Genomic DNA, 17,066 nt, shown 5'->3' with positions numbered 1-17,066 from the left:
CAAGAATCGGCAATAATGTGTTTCCGGGTCTGGAATTTGGATTAAAAAACAGGGAAAATCAGAAAGACTAAATACACTAATCAAGTAATATTCATACTTTTAATATTTTTCAACAATTCTTTTCGATAGACAGTTGGTGTTTTTTTGTATACCTTCTTAAATACTTTGCTAAAATAATTAGGATCGTTAAAACCAACCTCATAGGCAATGTTGGAGATATTGCGGCTGGAATCGGCCATCAACTCAATTGCTTTTTCAAATCGCAGTGACTGGATATAATCAGAACCAGACATGTTGAGTAGTTTCTTAAGTTTCAGGTAAACCAGGGTTTTACTCATACCCAGTTGTTTGGCCAGTTCTTCGGTATTCAGGGTTTCGCTTTCAATATTCTCTTTTATGATCGTTGAAACTTTCTCTATAAAATCTTTGTCTTTATCTTGAAAATTCAGCTTTTCAAGATCAATATGTGCGCCGGTAACCACTTTCTCTTTGAGCTTTTTACGCATCTCAATAAAATTGCGCACGTGCAAATCCAGTTCGTTCAGATCGAAAGGTTTACGTATGTACGCTTCAGCACCGGCCTGTAAACCTGCAATCTTATCTTCGTGGGTGGTCCTTGCGGTAAGTAATATAACTGCAATATGGCTGGTGGTTTCGTCTGACTTAATTTTTTCACAAAATTCAATACCATTCATTTCGGGCATCATTACATCGCTAATAATGATATCAGGTTCTTCATCCTTTACAATTTTTATTGCTTCTATCCCGTTTTGGGCGCACTTTACATCAAAGTTTTTCGAGTAATGCTCCATTAACACTTCTGCCAGGTCGAATGTATCCTCAACAATTAAAAGTTTAAACGCTCTATCGCTATTTGTTTTTTCTTTCGCAGGTAGTTGTCTTGAACTCACTTCTGCAATACTTTCCAAATCAATATTACGATTAATTGTTTCTGTGTTATTTTCCAGTTTAATATTAGAAAATCCCTTATACTCCAGCGGCAATTGAATTTTAAATCGGGTTCCTTCGTTTGGCCTGCAACTTACATTTATTGTTCCGTGCAGGTATTCTACCAAACTCTTTACCAGCGTAAGCCCGATTCCCGAACCGCTCCTTTGTTCATTATGCTGGTAATTCATGTAAAACGGTGTAAACAGATTTCCTTGTTCCTCTTCCGAAATACCTTTCCCATTATCCGAAATGCAAATACTCAAACTTCCTTGTTCATAATGAATTACATCATCCGTAATTATTGTTTCACAAATTATTTTACCATGAACCGGCGTATGCTTCAACGCATTAGAAATAAGGTTTACAATAATTTTTTCAATCTTATCAGGATCGAACCAGTATTCAAAGCTTTCACGATTGGCTTTAAATTCAAAATTCACACGATGCTCATCAAAAAGTGGAGTAAAAACTAAACAGGATTCACGCAGAAAGTCGATTATGTCTCCTTTCTGCAAAATAAGTTTTGCATGTTTTGTCTCAATTCTTCGAAAATCCATTAACTGATTAAATAGAAAAGAAAGCCGTTTTGAACTCCTGATTAGCCTTTGAAAGCGTACTTTCAAATCATCAGAAATATCATTTTTCCCGATCATCTGATCGATACTTGAAATAATTATGGAGAGCGGTGTTTTAAATTCGTGCGAGATATAGGTGTAGAAATTCAGTCGCTGCTGATTCAACTCCTTAATTTTCTCCTTTTCCATCCGCTCCATGTCCAGAGCAGCCTTTTCTTTTTGTTTGTCGATGGTAATTTTGCGATAGATCAGGAAAATTCCAACAATAAGCAGTAAGTAAAAGATAAAAGCACCTGTAGAAAGGTAAACTGGCGGGCTGATCCGAATGACAAGGCTCCTTGTATTGGCACTTTCAATACCATCGTTATTCTCCGCTTTTAAATGAAAGATATATTCACCCGGCAGTAAGTTAGTATAGTTTACGTTGGTTTTGTTACCCATTTCATTCCAATCCGCATCAAAACCTTCCAGGTAATAATAGAATTTATTATTTCCGGCCGAGATGTGATTTACCGCAACAAAATTGATAGAAAATGCTTTCTGTGAATAACTTAGGACTATTTTATCGGTTTGATCAATTGGTTTGGTTAAAATACCTCTTTCAGAAACACGAACACTTTCGTTTGCCAGCTTAAAATCGGTAAACACCAGTTGTGGTTTTACTTTGTTGTCTACAATTTCAGCCGGATTAAAATAGGTTAAACCATTCACATGTCCGAAATAAAGCGTACCATCAAAATCTTTGAAATACGAACCAAAGTTGAACTGCATTTGTGCCAGCCCATCGTTGCGGTTATAATTTCTGAACGAATTGGTTTCTGGATTGTACATAGACAGGCCCTGATTGGTACTTAGCCACAAATGACTGTTGTCATCTTCCAACATTCCGTAAACAGTATTGTTTGGTAAACCATTTTCCATGCTAAGATGGTTGAACGAATCGGTTTCAGGATTGTAAATATTAACACCACCATCAACCGTCCCAAACCAGATTTTACCGCTGCTGTCTTCGTTTATAGCAATGATTTTATTCGTTGAAAGAAATTCATCCTCCCTGTAAAAACTGATGGAATCGGATTCTTTGTTAAGACAAGCAATTCCACCATGCCGGATACAAAACCATACTTTCCCGCTACTATCCTCCAAAATGTTGTAAATAAACAACTGTCCCAGTTCATTTTTTTTAACCGGCACTAATTTCTCCGTTTGGTAGTCGTATACATATACGCCCTTCCGAGTTCCCACCCATATATCATTTTTGGAGTCTTTATAAACACTGTACACCGAGTTTTCAGAAATACTATACCTAACATTAGGAAGAATGGAAATATTCTTGAACCTACTTGTTTTAGGATCAAAGATGTCAATTCCGGTCATAAAATGCCCAAACCAAATATTACCGTTCTTGTCTTCACAAATGGCATGAATATTATTGGAACTAAGGCCTTCATTTCCTTTATGCTGATAATATTTTATTATCTCCTTGGTATCGGTACTAAATGTACAAACGCCTCCATCCTCCGTGGCAATCCACAAAATCCCGTTAGAATCTTTATATAGCTTATTAACCGCCTTACCTCTTAACTCATTCTCGCCATCGCCGGGGTAGAGATTGAAAAATCCTTTAAAATTGCTTAAGTTGGTATAGTTTATTCCCCCAAAATAGGTCCCTATCCACATTATATCTTCTTTGCTACGGAATACACAATAGGTGGCATTGTCGTTCAACAAATATTCCGAACTCTCCAATGAGTGCTGAATGTTAACACTTTCAAAGGTTGATGGATTAAGAATAAAAATCCCAATTTCACTACAAATCCAGATATTTCCTTCTGAATCTTCCTCAATATCGCGAACCACGGTAGTTTCATCCTGCTCGGATTTCGCAAGCCGGACTTTCTTAAACTTATTTTGTGATTTTTCAAACAAATACAGCCCCTGATTCTCTGTGCCAATCCAGTAATTACCTGCCTTGCTGATATATATCTTATTGATAAAATTGGTATGTAATTCAGGGGTATTGGTAGTGTTAAAATACTTCAGCAAAACACCATCAGTATTTAACACATAAATTCCTGAGTTCGTGGTTACATACAGAGTTCTCGTATCACCTTCTGCTATAGATTTTATGTTCTCATTTTGTAATGAAATGAACCGTATTATGAAATTCGTTTTTGGATGATAGGCATAAATTCCTTGGGAAGTTCCAATTAAAACAACCTCGTCAGATGTTTCAAATATTGTTGTTACCGCCGGTAAACTATTTCCTTTAAATAATAGCTGCTCAAACTTGTCGAAACGACGGTTGTATTCAATCACCCCCCGGTCGGTTCCGGCGAACAAACGGTTATTTTTAGTAATCAGAATAGAAGTAAAAAAGTTGGATGGGATACCTACATTGTCTTCTTTGTAGTAACGACTAATATTATAGCTGTCGTATTTATTGAGGCCTTGTTTAGTCGCAAACCAGATTATTCCTGACTCTTCCTGGGCAATATCATGAACGGTATTATAGGTCAGCCCATTTTCGTTGTTAAGTTTTTTGAAAACGTAACGATTTTCAATTGCGCCGGCAGAAATACTCAACAGCAATAAGACTAAAATATAGATGATTCCCCTTCCCATTCTACCTCAAAAATACGATCTACCTGAAACTTTTATCCTTTATAAAATAATAATCTTCATTAATGCTTTTATGGATTAACTTGTCTTCCAAACAGTGTTTCGCTTCCCGTTTTTCCTTTACTGTTTGAATTACAAAATATGAACCTCATCTCAATTATACTTTCCCATATTCTGTTGAATAAATTCTGTCGGAGTCATTCCGAATTGGGCTTTAAAAGATTTTGTGAAATACGAATTGCTATTAATTCCTACCCGATACAGTACTTCGGAAATAGAAACATCTTCGGAAATAAGAATTTTTGCCGCTTTCTTTAATCGTAACCCACGAATAAATTCACCCATTGATTGCCCAGTTAACGAACGTATTTTCTTGTATAAATTGGTACGTCCAATGCTCATTTCTCGACAAATATGGTTGATGGAGAAATCGTTATTATCAATATTTTCATCTACCAGTTCTATAAAACGTTCCATAAACTCTTTGTCTTTTTGGGTGCGTGCCAGTTCTCGGCTTTCGGCGAAAACATTGGAGGCATACTTATCCTTCAGCTTCTGATGAGAATCAAGTAATTGCCTAATTTTCAAATCCATCAACTTCAGACTAAACGGCTTGGGGAAATACAAATCGGCACCAGCTTCGGTTCCGGCAATCTGGTCTTCAAGCGATGATTTTGCAGTTAACAAAGCAATAGGGATGTGACTGGTTTGAATATCTTCTCGCAAAACTTTAACCAACTCCAAACCATCCATTTCGGGCATCATAATATCACTCATCACCAAGTCAATGGTTTTATGTTCCATCTTTGCCAAAGCATCTTTTCCATTTTCAGCTTCAATAACTTTAAAATCATGGGTAAAATGTTCACGCAATACATCGCGTAACTCTCTGTTATCTTCAACCAAAAGCAATGAGGGCATGGCTTTTAATTCATCGATTGTGTGGTTTGTCAAATCCGAGGTATCCTCATATTGCTGAATTGCCACTTCTTCCAGTTCCATTTGCATGGCATCGGCCATTTCCAATCCTTTTTCTTCGGTTTGCAAATGACTATCGCCAATAGGTAAACCTACCAAAAATTCGGTTCCTACATTTCTCTGGCTACTCACAATAACATGCCCGTGATGTAGCAGAACCAGGTTTTTCAACAATGCCAGACCAATTCCTGTACCAAGGTGCTTGGTTTTCGAAGTACTCATGTGGTAAAAGCGGTCGAAAATCTGACCAATAGACTTTTTAGAAATTCCGATACCTGTATCAATTACCTGAATATATATATAATTATCGGTTGCATTGGCTTCACCTACTTCAATACTATGGTCATAAAAGACCTGTACCTCTTTTCGTTCCCGCTGGAAAACGTTCATTTTTACTGAACCGCCTTCTTCTGTGTAATTAATGGCATTGGCAAGTAGATTGTACAGAATTGTCGACATTTTTTCGGGTTCGAACCAAACTTCAGGAACAGCTTCGCACGAATACGAATAATCAATTAAACTTTTCTGGCAAAGGGGTACAAATTGCAGGTACACTTTTTCGGCAAACTCTTTTATATTGCCTTTACCTGCATGTAATTCCAAGCGCCCCACTTCTGCCTTTCGGAAATCCATAAGCTCGTTAACCAATTTTAATAAACGATTGGCATTTTCCGAGATCAGATTCAACATTTTGTTTTGTTCTTCATCTTGCAGCTTACCCAATTTCAATTTCTCAATTGGAGTCTGAATTAGGGTTAATGGTGTTTTAAACTCATGTGAAATATTCATAAAAAACTGCAGTTTCATCTGGTGTAACTCCTCCTTTTTCTGTTCTTCGGATTCAACCAATTTTAACTCGTTTCGTAATTTCATCCAACGGTTCGTGTAATAAAGCACACCTCCCGATATGCTTACAAACAAAACAAAATAAGCAAGATAAGCCCATCCGCTATACCACCATGGCGGACTAATATGTATTTTTAGTTCAATAGGGGTTTCGCTCCATAAACCATCTCCGTTGGTAGCGTCAACCCTAAAAATGTAGTCCCCATATTTAAGGTTCGAATAATTGGCCACCGGATATTGCCCCGAAATAAAATTCCAATCGGAATCGTAATCTACCAGTTGGTATTTATAGTGACACTTTTCAGGATTGGCATAGTGCAAAGAAGCAAACGATAATGAAAACTCATTTTCTTTATAATTTAATTCCAGTTCATTTTTATAAGCTAAGCCCGACTCCAATAAAACGCGCCCGTTTACTTCTTGTCCCGGTATAATTTCGGTATTACGAATACGTAAACCATTTAAAATAATGGTGGGCTTTATTTCATTGCGCTTAATATCGCGAGGATCAAAATGGTTCATTCCCCTTATGCCTCCAAAGAACAAAATCCCATCATCATTTTTGTAAGCTGAGCCAATTTTAAAACCATTGCTTTGTAGCCCATCGTTTACATCAAAATTCCAAAACTCATTATCTTTGGGATTAAACATTGAAAGGCCTTTCGAACCAATCCAGATGTTACCGTCATCATCGGTTAGTAATGATTCAATATCATTTGCAGGAGCACCTTGTTCAACAGAAAAAGAAGTGGCCTTATAATTCCCGTTATGGTTTTGGTCCCAACCGTCAAGTAAAACAAAACGGTTTAGCCCACCTCCAAGTGTTCCTACCCAATACACAGTATCGCTTTCTTTCTGAATTGGCCAAATGTACTCGCTGCTCAAAGATAAATCGGTCTCGTTGCTGCGATAATAAATAATGTTATTCACCCATCCATAATTTCCAAGCAACAACCGGTTTAATCCCTTTTTTGTACCAACCAAAACCTCATTTTTAGTCTTATCAACAAACACATAGTTCACCTGATTAGAACTTAAGCATAAACGATTCGTCTTGTTTTCACTAATCTCCAAAATCTTAATGGGATTATTATTCTCAACTTTAAACTGAAACAGACCTCCACGCCAAGTACCTACCCAGAGGTTATCATAAGTATCAAAATCCATAGAATAGGCAGGATTTGACTGGCCGAATATTCCGGGATAATTATAAATCCTGTTCGTTGTCAAATCTATAATATCAAGCCCTTCGGTGGATCCAATGTATACTTTATTTTTGTGATATTTTAACGACCTCACCCGTGTACTGGTAAGCGATTCGTTTTGTATGTTACCAATTTTAAAAGGGACACATCTTCCTGTTTCAGGATTATAAAAATCAATGCCTTCACTTTGTCCCGCCACCCAAACTCGTCCCAGATTATCCTGAGTAATAGCCCTCACAAAGGGATCGGTAAGCGAATAGCCATTACGGCTTGGGTCTTTCACCAATAGATTAAATTGCTTTTGCTCTAAATCGAGGAAGGACACGCCACCGGCCCAAGTTGTAGCCCACAAACAGTTGGAGTGGTCGAGCAATAATCTCGATACATTATTTGAAGAAATGGAAAAAGGATTATACTGCGATTGATTAAATATTTGCGACTGTGGATTTTGGCTTAAAGGTTCGTTAATAAAGAGCAATCCGGCACTGGTTGCACACCAAAAATTGTTTTCAGCATCAACCAAAAAATCATTCAAACTTCGAAGCTCATGTTCCCATTCCGTGCCTTTAAAAGCCTCATCGAGAGAGATGGTTTTTAACAAACTTCGTATACGGTAATTGTTGTTTTCGAGTGAAAATACCTGCAAATAATTGGGCGTTACAAACCATAACTGGTTATTGTGAAACTGAAGATGGTTTATTCTTGCCTGAATAAATCCCAAAGCCTGTTTGTTATTATTGGTAAAATCAAGAAATTCGATAGTATCATTATTCAATAACAAAGTAGCTACCCCCACGCTGGTTCCTACCCATAATACATCTTTCTGGTTTGTTTCCAATGAAATTTTCTCACAAGTCTTAAATGCCTCGGGAACGTTTGCAAAGTCCGATATTTTCTGAATATCCAGCTCTTGCTTACCTTTGTTTAAACGAGCCCTGAACAGCCTACCCTGGCTAATTAACCATAGATCGTTTTGTAAACCAATAATCTTTGATACCCGCTGAGGATTAGCATTAAAATTCACCCCTGAATAACTCAAAGGAATGTGTCTCTCTTTCTCAAGGTCAAAAAGGTGCAAACCTCCTTCGCTGGCCACCCAAAGCAACTTTCCTTGAGTATACAAATCGAGAATACGATTATTGTAAACCTGGTTAGATTTAGACGTTGTATTAAAAAATAACTTGGTTTGTTGGCCATCAAATCTTTGTATTCCAGCGTTTGTGCCAATCCAAATTAGAGCCTTTTCATCTTCCGTTATGGCAGTTGCATCAGTATGCACCAAGCCTCGGTTAATGTCTAAATGGCGAAAAAGTTTATTGTTTTGGGCATTTATATCACTCAAAACAAAAAACAAAATTAGTACCATCCAAATCCTCTTCATATTCTCATTTTACATTAACACAATAAATTGTAACTATTAAATTTAAATAAATCAAATTAAAGCATTGTTATCAGTTAACGAACATCAATAAATCGGTAAAATAGCATTCTTTTACAGATTTTTCTGTTCCCCAAATAAAATTATAAGCTACTCCTTCGACATAACAACATTTTACTTAATTTTTTCTCCCTTGCAATTCTTTGGCAAATTTTTCCGGAATATACTTCCCCAATCTTAATTTAATTCTTTGAACAGCATGTTTCCCCTGAATATTATTCCATTCATAAGGGTCGTTCAAATGATCATATAATTCCTCACTTCCATCGGAATAGCGTATGTAACGAAACCGTTTATCGCGAACGGATGCGAACCCTTCGCCAAAAGTTGTAAGTGCCGGTTTCCAGTCAAGTTCTACATTGTCCAGCAAGGGTTTCAAACTTTTACCGTCGGTCTTACTTTTCTGATTCAAATTACACAACTCTGTTAAAGTTGGATATAAATCAACCGAACTCACCGGAGCAAAACAATGTTTACCATTTTCTTTTACTCCCGGAACACGAATTGCCATTGGCGTTTTTGCCGCCTGTTCCCACAAGGTATTTTTCTCCCAATGGTTCTTCTCTCCACAGTGATAACCGTTGTCCGACCAAAAAACAACAATGGTATTTTCTGCATATTTACTATTGTCTAGGGTTTCAATAACCCTTCCAACGCTCCAGTCGGCAAAGGTGGTACAGGCAAAATATGCCCGAATCAATTCTTTCCATTCCTGTTTGTTTTTCGGATTAAATCGGCCAAACGGATCGAGCAATTCTTTGGCAATTTCCGGTATATCCGACAAATCGTTTTCATTGTAACCTTTTGGAAGTTCAATATCGTTCATGTCGTACATATCGTAAAAACGTTGCGGGCAGGTAAAAGGCGTATGTGGCCGCCACAATCCCAGCGCAAGAAAGAAAGGTTTATCGTGATCCTGCTGCAGAAATTCAATCGCTGCATTTGCATTTTTTACGTCCGGAAATATGGAATCAGGAAATGCCTGTATTCCCCAGAATTTTCCCTTAATCTGGTGTTCTTCGTCAGGAAAAGGCCCGAATCCACCTCCATAAATTGGCCTGTTATCGAAGTTTTTTTCAATTCTACCTTCACTAAGTTGCGCATGATACAACTTTCCCCGACCGAATGTTTCGTAGCCATTTCGTTTAAACATTTCAGGAAGTGTCTCCTGTTGCTTTAGTTTTTCTGATTTATTCCAGGGATCGCAACCATTGAAGTAAGCGCCGGTATGATGTGGAAACAAACCACTGAATACCGCGGCACGTGAAGGCGTACAAACCGGTGAACCGCAATTGGCATTCTCGAAAACCACTGCACTTTCTTTGAATTTGTTGAGATAGGGCATTTTAATTTGCGACACTGTTTCATAAAAACCGTAGTCGTTCATGTCGTCAACAATCAGAAAAAGTACGTTTGGTTTTTGTTGGGCACTTGCAAATATCGAAGCACAAAGAACTATAAGCAAAACTAGTTTTTTCATTTTAATTCAGCTTTTCATTATTATTCCATCCACTATTTCGTCAATCTCATAAATCACTGCCCGAGAAGGATTTGCATTTGGGAAATGACAAGTCAGCATCAATTTTCCATCAAAAGTTCGGAATATCATGCCGTGTCCGTGTCCATCGGTCAATAAAGGTTCTTGTGGATGTATCCATGGACCTTTGAGTTTTCCTGATTTCGAAAGCGCATAGGAAAGCGAATAGCCATTTTCACCAAAACTGGAGGTCAGGCATATTAACTTCCCTGATGGCAACCGATGAATGAACGGGCCATCGGAAACAAAGCCGGGAATATCCTGTCCACGGTATTTAATTCCCAGTACATCCATACGTTTTACCCAGGGAGCATCATTGGTCTTAAAAACTGTTTCAGGCTCGCCTGCAAATCCGGTAAGATCAGGTTTAAGTTCAACCAGCTCGAAAGTACCTTCATTGATTTGAACCCACTCGTGGCAGAAAACCATATAGGGTTTACCATCTTCTTCATATAAAGTTCCATCCAGAGCTGACCAATTAGCTGATGTTGTTGGTTTTTCCAAATCAAATGGATTGAATGGTCCCATTGGATCATCAGCTACCAAAATTTGTGTTCCGCGAAGGACAACAGGTATTCCATCCGACCTGATTTCGATGGTATCAGTAGGATTTGTAAAAGTGGCAAAAAGGTAATATTTGTTCCGGTAGTGGTGAACCTCGGGTGCCCATACGTCATGATTGGGATCGGCCCAAAATCGTTCTGGATTTTCAAAAACAATAAAAGGCCCTTCCCATGTTTTCAGGTCTTTACTTTTATAGGCGCAAACGCCCTGTCTTCCGTTTGGTCCACGCAAATCACCGCGGGTTGCAGCAAACAATATATAGGTTTGATTTTGCTCATCGGCTAAAATAAACGGATCGCGGAGAGGAATATCGCTCAATTCCCATTTTCTGATTTCCTGGCCAACAAGTAGTTGACTGAACCAAACTAATACTATTACCAGTATACCTTTCATAAGTTAGTACCCAATCTTTGAGTCTTTCATGATGAAATTAAACTCCTTATCAAAATCAACCTCAATAATTCCGAGTTGCTGATGAACCGGACAATGTGAATCGCTGCCAAAAACCGTGCAATACAACTTGCCGTCGGTCCCATGAAATAAAGTTGCGTGTCCTGCATGTCCCGCTGCAAAGCGACGTTCGGAATAGGGTCCCTTCACATTATCGGCAATCGCGTACATTAAATCGTATGTACCATTATGGTCGCCACTATGGTCGGATGCAGTGAGAATATATTTGTCTTTGTGTTTGATCAGGCAACAACCCTCGTATCCCATTTTCTCCCAACCTCCGGCTAAAATAGTTATCGGTTCTTCAGCAAAACCACTCATATCCTTTTTCATTTTTGCCATTTGTCCACCTCCCCACAAATAGTACACTTCGTCATCATCATCCTGAAAGAGGAAGCCATCAATTCCATCGCTAACCGGACCACTTATCGGATCGACGTAAGGACCTTCAGGCAAACCTGTAGAACTCTTTATTAGGGATGTTACCCTGGGGGTTAGGCTGTGGCTGAAACATATCCAGTACGTTCCGTTAATGTAGGAGATCTCGGGAGCCCAAAGCATTTCTTTTCGCCCGGGTTCATCTCTTTTTCTGTTGATTTGCCAGGTGGCATTTTTATCCCAGTTCCAGATGTAGCCAAGCGAATCCCAGTTTTCAAGATCGGTTGAACGCCACATTTTAAGCCCTCCGTGCGGAGGTTGAGAAGGTTCGCCCAATGTTGAAACGAGGTAGTAGGCACCATCGTGCCCCACACAAATGCTGGGATCGCGCATAAAAATATCCTTTACCGATTGAACCGGATGCATGCTGCCAATTACTCCTTTTTCAAGAATTAGCCCGGGGGAAGGTTTCAATCTGTATTTTGATCCTTTCACCAAAGGGAGCAAACCTGTTGCCCCGGAAAACATGGCATAAGGATCGTCAGGATTTCCGGCGAATGTACTCCACCAGTTTCCTTCCCTATCTTGAAATATTGAAGAGTGCGATGCATGAGGTACTACAAACTCACGTCGATGATACGGACCATAAATGTCTCCTTCGGAAACCGCAAGAAAAAGGTCGTCGCACCAGGTTCCCATTCGGTGTTGCATATCGCTTGCTACAAAACAGTATTTCCCATCCAATTTTATGATGTGTGCGCCTGCCGTGCCAACTTTATCCAATACGGGATATTCACCCCATCCTTTAGGCGGAAAAATTTCAGGGATAATCGTTTGGGGACTTTCGTCCAGCTTTTTCAGGTCATCCGACAAACGGGCAATATTGGCTCCATCCCATGTTAAATAGACTTTCCCGTCGGTGTCCTCGAATAATGAAGGATCGTAGCCCCACGGTAATAATTTAGCCCAATCTTCGTAAGGACCTTCTGCTTTGTTGGTTTTGCTTTTTAAAATTCCAATTGATTGATAAACGGTTGAATACACCAGGAAATAATTCCCCTTAACAAAATGCAATTCCGCCCCCCTGCATCCTTCCCTGCGTTTGGAATGATTGGTGCCGTAAACAGGCTCCCCTCTCTTTTGCCAGGTAATTTCCGACACATCGAAAACTTTCCCCAACGCCTTCCATTCAATCAAATCCTTCGATTTCCAGAGGTATATTCCATCGTTCTCAAAACTTTGTTTGGCCTCACCCACCGTTCCCGTTAAGTAGTACCAACCATCAGGAGCAACACAAACCTGTGGATGAGACAAACCTTTTAACAAAGGTTTTATTGGTTGGGCATCGTAATCGGGGTGAACCAAAAATTGGGCACCAGAGGTTAAAGTTATTCCTAAACCAAGAATAAAAATAAAGAGCAATTTAAGGTTCATAGTTTTAAGTTCGAATAGTTATTTTTTTCAACGCAAACCTATTATTTTAGTGTCATTTGTACTTCCCTATGAGTACGCAAGTTTAACACAATTGTACACAAAGCAAAAAAAGAGAGGCAGCCATTTTGCTACCTCTCAATGCTTTATAATTATTTTTCAAAAATCAAAGCTTACTCAAAAGCACTACCCCGTGTTAATCCTTTTCCAGTGGAATACTACCTTTATCGTCCCTATTTAAAATGCGTTGTAATCCTCAGTGCCGTTGAGCCTTGACGATGCTTATCATATACTCTTTGGGATTTATGGCGGGCATTGCCCGTTCTAACTTGCGTAATAATTTGTTTCTTCAATTGGAAGTGACGATACACGAAAGAGTTTCATTCCATTACCCCCTTTCCCAAGTATATTATAATGATTTTTCTGAAATCGGATTTTCTGTCACCACTGGACAGGATTTAGGCAATTTCCCTGAAGCGATTTTAACATCCGGGCCGATCCCCTCCGGTCTGTATTCTTTTTCAGTAGTTAGCAAAAAGCGGTCGAATTCAAAACCATCCTCGCGCATGCTAAACATTATTTCATGCTCGCCTGCTTTGTCAATATCAAAGTAAATTTTGTAGGCCTCGCCGCAATGATTTTTTTCTGTTCGTTGTTTACTTTCCCAGCGCCAGGTATTTTTGCCTTCGCACCACTGCATTCGCTGCCCCGTATCGGGCCACTCTCCATCAATTCCAACGTGTATCCCATTATCCTCCGAGCCACTGCTGTATGCACGCACCCAAACATAATAACGTCCAGGATTATTAATTTTTACCTTATAGTGCAAAATGCCCATTTCGCCAGCTTTATTACTAAAGTTTTCGCCGGTAATCAATTTATCGCCATGCGTAACTCGGGTATCGGGCAATATTTCAACATAGGCATTGTTCCCGGCATTTTTACAATGCGAGCCATCTTCGTCGCGACCAACTTTTGCCTGCTCGTTTTTCGAAGTCCGATACCATTGTCTGACATCATTTTTTGATTGCTTAAAAAAATATTCAGCTTCAACGGCTATCATGCCCTTTTCTTCTTCAAAAACAACATTGTTTTCTACAATTGGATTTGAGAAGTTTTGAGCAAAACCTGAAAAAACCTGCAAACAAATACATGTCAACAGGAGTGCTATTTTTTCTTTCATTTACTTTTGTTTAGCTTATTTTTGTAGGTAAAGTAGCCAATCCTGTTCTGTAGGGCATTGGAGCTTAATTTCTTCGTTTGCTGTACTTTCGGTTATTTGCAAGCTTTTTCCGTTTCTTGGATTAAACCAGGTAGCGGTGTAACCAACATCGGGTAAGTTAATTTCGATATTCTCGCCGGTTTTACTGTATATAAGATACACCTGGCCGGTTTTTGCAAACACATAATCATTTTCGGTAGAGGTAAGCTCGTTGGCATTAACCATGGTTTCAACCGGAATTTCGTTTTCGTTAAAGAAATCGAGCGCAATATTACACTGATCCCAAAACAGGTCGCGCGAACGCCACGATTCGCAGGTAAGATCGGAATGCGGGTGTTTATAGCCAAAATACCATTCGGTACCACAGCCACCGGCCATAAATGTTCCCCAAAGTCCGTTAATGCGAGCGTCATTATGCTCCGGATTTTCCTCATCAGTAATTAATGCGTGCTGAGCATCACCAGGTTCGTCAACAGCAACTACCCACTTTTTGCCCGCTTTAGCCGACGCTTTTACCCATTTATTAACGGCACTGTGCACACGCGAAAAATCGGGTTGATTGGTTTGTATCGACAAGCCGGTAAGTTCTGAATTTTCGCCAACCAAAGGAGCGTAATACTTATCATGCTGCTCGGGAAAAGTATGCACCACAACCAGGTTTTTATACGGATCGTTTTTAGCAAAGTAAGCCGCCATGTCTTTTACCTGCTGAACGGTTTGTGTCATTTCTTCGCCAAGGTTCCAGTTCAACGCCAAATGATGACTGTAACGTGCAATTAGTTCGCGGTAATAAAGTTTCCTTTCAGGTCCTACCTCGCCTCCATCCATTTTCTGGTCGTTTTCGTTTTCCTGGGTTTTAAAGTGCAGAAACATCCCTTTCATTTCGCCATAAGCAAATATCTGTTCCCACTGGTCCATTTTCGACACATCAAACCGATCGTGAATAGTAAGCTCTTCCCACTGTTTCGGATTCTTTTTCACGTTAGCGGCCTTTTCGTATTCTTCGTTACTTACCTTCAGCAAGTATGGATAAACGTTACGGTCGTCGCCATCGATATTAAAGGTCAGAAACGAAAAAGCATTCATTCCTTTCGATGAAAGGTAGTTAATTGCACCTAAGAGATTCTTTCCTTTTTGTTTGTCCGGCCCCCATAAAAATGCTTCAGCATCCTGGTTATAATCACCAGCGTGATCTTCCCATTTCTTTAAACGATCGCCTACATTTGGCGTATTGTCTATTTCGTAATAGGCCAGAAAATTTTCAGGAGCATCGGCACCACATTTTAAAAAATATTGTCCTGTTTCGGCAAATCGCTGATAATGCTCGCCTACGTATTGCAGTCTTCCGTGCGCACGCAAATCACGACCTGATTTATCGGTTTTTTCAACCATGAAAGTCCCTGTTGCACCGTCCATAAATTTAGCACTTTCGCCTTCATCTTTGCTAACGGCAATACCTGCTCCTTTTTTAAATGAAACTTTGTAGGTCCACTCTCCTTCCGCATTTGGTGAAAAATGAACACGCCACTTATTTCCTGAATCCGCAGATGTAAAAGCAGCCTGACCATCGGCAGCAAAATAGCCCGGCACTACAAAATTCTGATCACCTTTCGAAAAGATTACATCCAGCCGGTAATCAGTAAACGGATTGGGTGTGGTCATTTCGGATGATTCAGGTCCATCGAAGGTTAAAGTTATCTTGTGCCAGGTTTTTAATTCTCCTGTAATCTCAGGTTTATTGGGCGTACACGAAAAGAGGAGAAATGCCGCCAATGCAAAAATCAGTAGATGTTTCATGATTTAGTATTTATTGTTTTAGTTGATTTTAAATTTATTCTATATCCTGTAAATTTCTTTATTAACCATTTGCATTAATCCGTTGTAATCTTCAATGCGCATCATTTCCAGAATTTGTTGGCGGTTTAATTTTTGTGCCAGTTTATAAGCACCAGTGGTTATTTCCGAGTGACGGTTAAAAAATTCCAAGACATCGAAAATACGTGGTGAAGCATCCGTTGTAAAATATTTATTGTAACCGTATTCCTGTGCCCAAAACATCAGCTCGATGTAATGCAAAAAGTGGCGGCTGGCACCAATTAAATCCCAGTCGGCCTTGGTATCGTTATCGTTGGTATGAATGTAGGCATCAAATCCGTTTTCATAAATGAGGGAAAGTGCCTGCGCCGGATTTTCCTGACTTTGCAACGAGTGCCCCATATCAATTGTAATCCCGGTGTTTTTGCACTGAATATCTTTTAACAACAGCACACCTTTTGCGGTTGAATCGATTTGGCAATGTACACGTGTTTCTGAATATTTTGGTTCAAGAAACAAAGGAATTTCAGGTAAATAATCGGCAGCCTCAGCAAAAGTTTCCACCATGTGGTTCCATGCTGTTTTATAGTTTATCTGGAAAAGCACATCGTATCCGTCGCTTAAAGGGCAGCAAGTTACATGTGGTGCGCCCACAGCTTTTGCAAAGTCTTTTGCTTTTTTAATCATGGCAACTGCACGGTCGCGAATCCCTTTATCGGGGCGCGAAAGAGCTCCGGGTACCCATTCGGTTTCCTTTTTTATATTTACGTTTATTGCTGCGAACTCAAGTCCGTATTTATCCATTAAAGCTTTGGTTTCTGCCGGTCCTTCATTTTCGTACGGAAAAACCATTTCAACTCCGGTAAAACCATCAATTTTCGATACAAATTCTAATTTCTGCTCGGTAGTTACCGGCGCCTGGTATTCAGAAAAACGATCCTGTGTTTTTCCCAGAAAACCAATTATAACTCCTTGTTTTATTTCTGACATAATATTTGTTTTTGTTTCTCGCAGAGGCGCTAAGACACAAAGAATGTACTTTCGCAGCTTTGTG

8 protein-coding genes are annotated in these 17,066 nt (G+C 39.4%); all 8 read right to left on the bottom strand.

What is annotated here, in order from left to right; translation table 11 throughout:
- Positions 1–80: 80 nt before the first annotated feature.
- The 8 genes from LH29_RS07750 to LH29_RS07715 all read right to left on the bottom strand — a co-directional run bounded on the left by LH29_RS07750 (position 81) and on the right by LH29_RS07715 (position 17,002).
- Positions 81–4,151 (bottom strand): hybrid sensor histidine kinase/response regulator transcription factor, encoded by a 4,071-nt coding sequence (locus LH29_RS07750; protein ID WP_045027428.1) that lies wholly within the window; start codon positions 4,149–4,151, stop codon positions 81–83.
- 150 nt (positions 4,152–4,301) lie between these two features.
- Positions 4,302–8,558, bottom strand: coding sequence for a hybrid sensor histidine kinase/response regulator transcription factor (locus tag LH29_RS07745; RefSeq protein ID WP_082063476.1), 4,257 nt, complete (start codon positions 8,556–8,558; stop codon positions 4,302–4,304).
- A gap of 175 nt (positions 8,559–8,733) precedes the next feature.
- On the bottom strand, positions 8,734–10,095 hold the full coding sequence (locus LH29_RS07740; RefSeq protein ID WP_052670675.1) for a sulfatase: 1,362 nt from the start codon (positions 10,093–10,095) through the stop codon (positions 8,734–8,736).
- 6 nt (positions 10,096–10,101) lie between these two features.
- Complete coding sequence (locus tag LH29_RS07735) at positions 10,102–11,109, bottom strand: glycoside hydrolase family 43 protein (RefSeq protein WP_052670674.1); 1,008 nt, start codon at positions 11,107–11,109, stop codon at positions 10,102–10,104.
- Between the two features lie 3 nt (positions 11,110–11,112).
- Positions 11,113–12,978: a family 43 glycosylhydrolase gene (locus LH29_RS07730; RefSeq protein ID WP_045027423.1), complete on the bottom strand. Its 1,866-nt coding sequence runs from the start codon at positions 12,976–12,978 to the stop codon at positions 11,113–11,115.
- Between the two features lie 406 nt (positions 12,979–13,384).
- Entirely contained in the window at positions 13,385–14,158 is a 774-nt protein-coding gene (locus LH29_RS07725) for a hypothetical protein (protein WP_198152370.1), read from the bottom strand.
- A gap of 15 nt (positions 14,159–14,173) precedes the next feature.
- Positions 14,174–15,994 (bottom strand): DUF5060 domain-containing protein, encoded by a 1,821-nt coding sequence (locus LH29_RS07720; protein WP_045027421.1) that lies wholly within the window; start codon positions 15,992–15,994, stop codon positions 14,174–14,176.
- A 39-nt stretch (positions 15,995–16,033) separates the two neighbouring features.
- Positions 16,034–17,002 (bottom strand): sugar phosphate isomerase/epimerase family protein, encoded by a 969-nt coding sequence (locus LH29_RS07715; RefSeq protein ID WP_045027418.1) that lies wholly within the window; start codon positions 17,000–17,002, stop codon positions 16,034–16,036.
- Positions 17,003–17,066: the final 64 nt, after the last annotated feature.

The sequence above is a fragment of the Draconibacterium sediminis genome (genome assembly GCF_000949475.1).
GTDB classification, from domain to species: domain Bacteria; phylum Bacteroidota; class Bacteroidia; order Bacteroidales; family Prolixibacteraceae; genus Draconibacterium; species Draconibacterium sediminis.
Note: the sequence above shows the minus strand (reverse complement) of the source record. Positions and strands in the feature narration are given on the sequence as shown.

Excerpts from the sequence above, each read along its gene's own strand:
- LH29_RS07750 (WP_045027428.1), bottom strand. The coding sequence starts at position 4,151 with ATGGGAAGGGGAATCATCTATATTTTAGTCTTATTGCTGTTGAGTATT.
- LH29_RS07745 (WP_082063476.1), bottom strand. The coding sequence starts at position 8,558 with ATGAAGAGGATTTGGATGGTACTAATTTTGTTTTTTGTTTTGAGTGAT.
- LH29_RS07740 (WP_052670675.1), bottom strand. The coding sequence starts at position 10,095 with ATGAAAAAACTAGTTTTGCTTATAGTTCTTTGTGCTTCGATATTTGCA.
- LH29_RS07735 (WP_052670674.1), bottom strand. The coding sequence starts at position 11,109 with ATGAAAGGTATACTGGTAATAGTATTAGTTTGGTTCAGTCAACTACTT.
- LH29_RS07730 (WP_045027423.1), bottom strand. The coding sequence starts at position 12,978 with ATGAACCTTAAATTGCTCTTTATTTTTATTCTTGGTTTAGGAATAACT.
- LH29_RS07725 (WP_198152370.1), bottom strand. The coding sequence starts at position 14,158 with ATGAAAGAAAAAATAGCACTCCTGTTGACATGTATTTGTTTGCAGGTT.
- LH29_RS07720 (WP_045027421.1), bottom strand. The coding sequence starts at position 15,994 with ATGAAACATCTACTGATTTTTGCATTGGCGGCATTTCTCCTCTTTTCG.
- LH29_RS07715 (WP_045027418.1), bottom strand. The coding sequence starts at position 17,002 with ATGTCAGAAATAAAACAAGGAGTTATAATTGGTTTTCTGGGAAAAACA.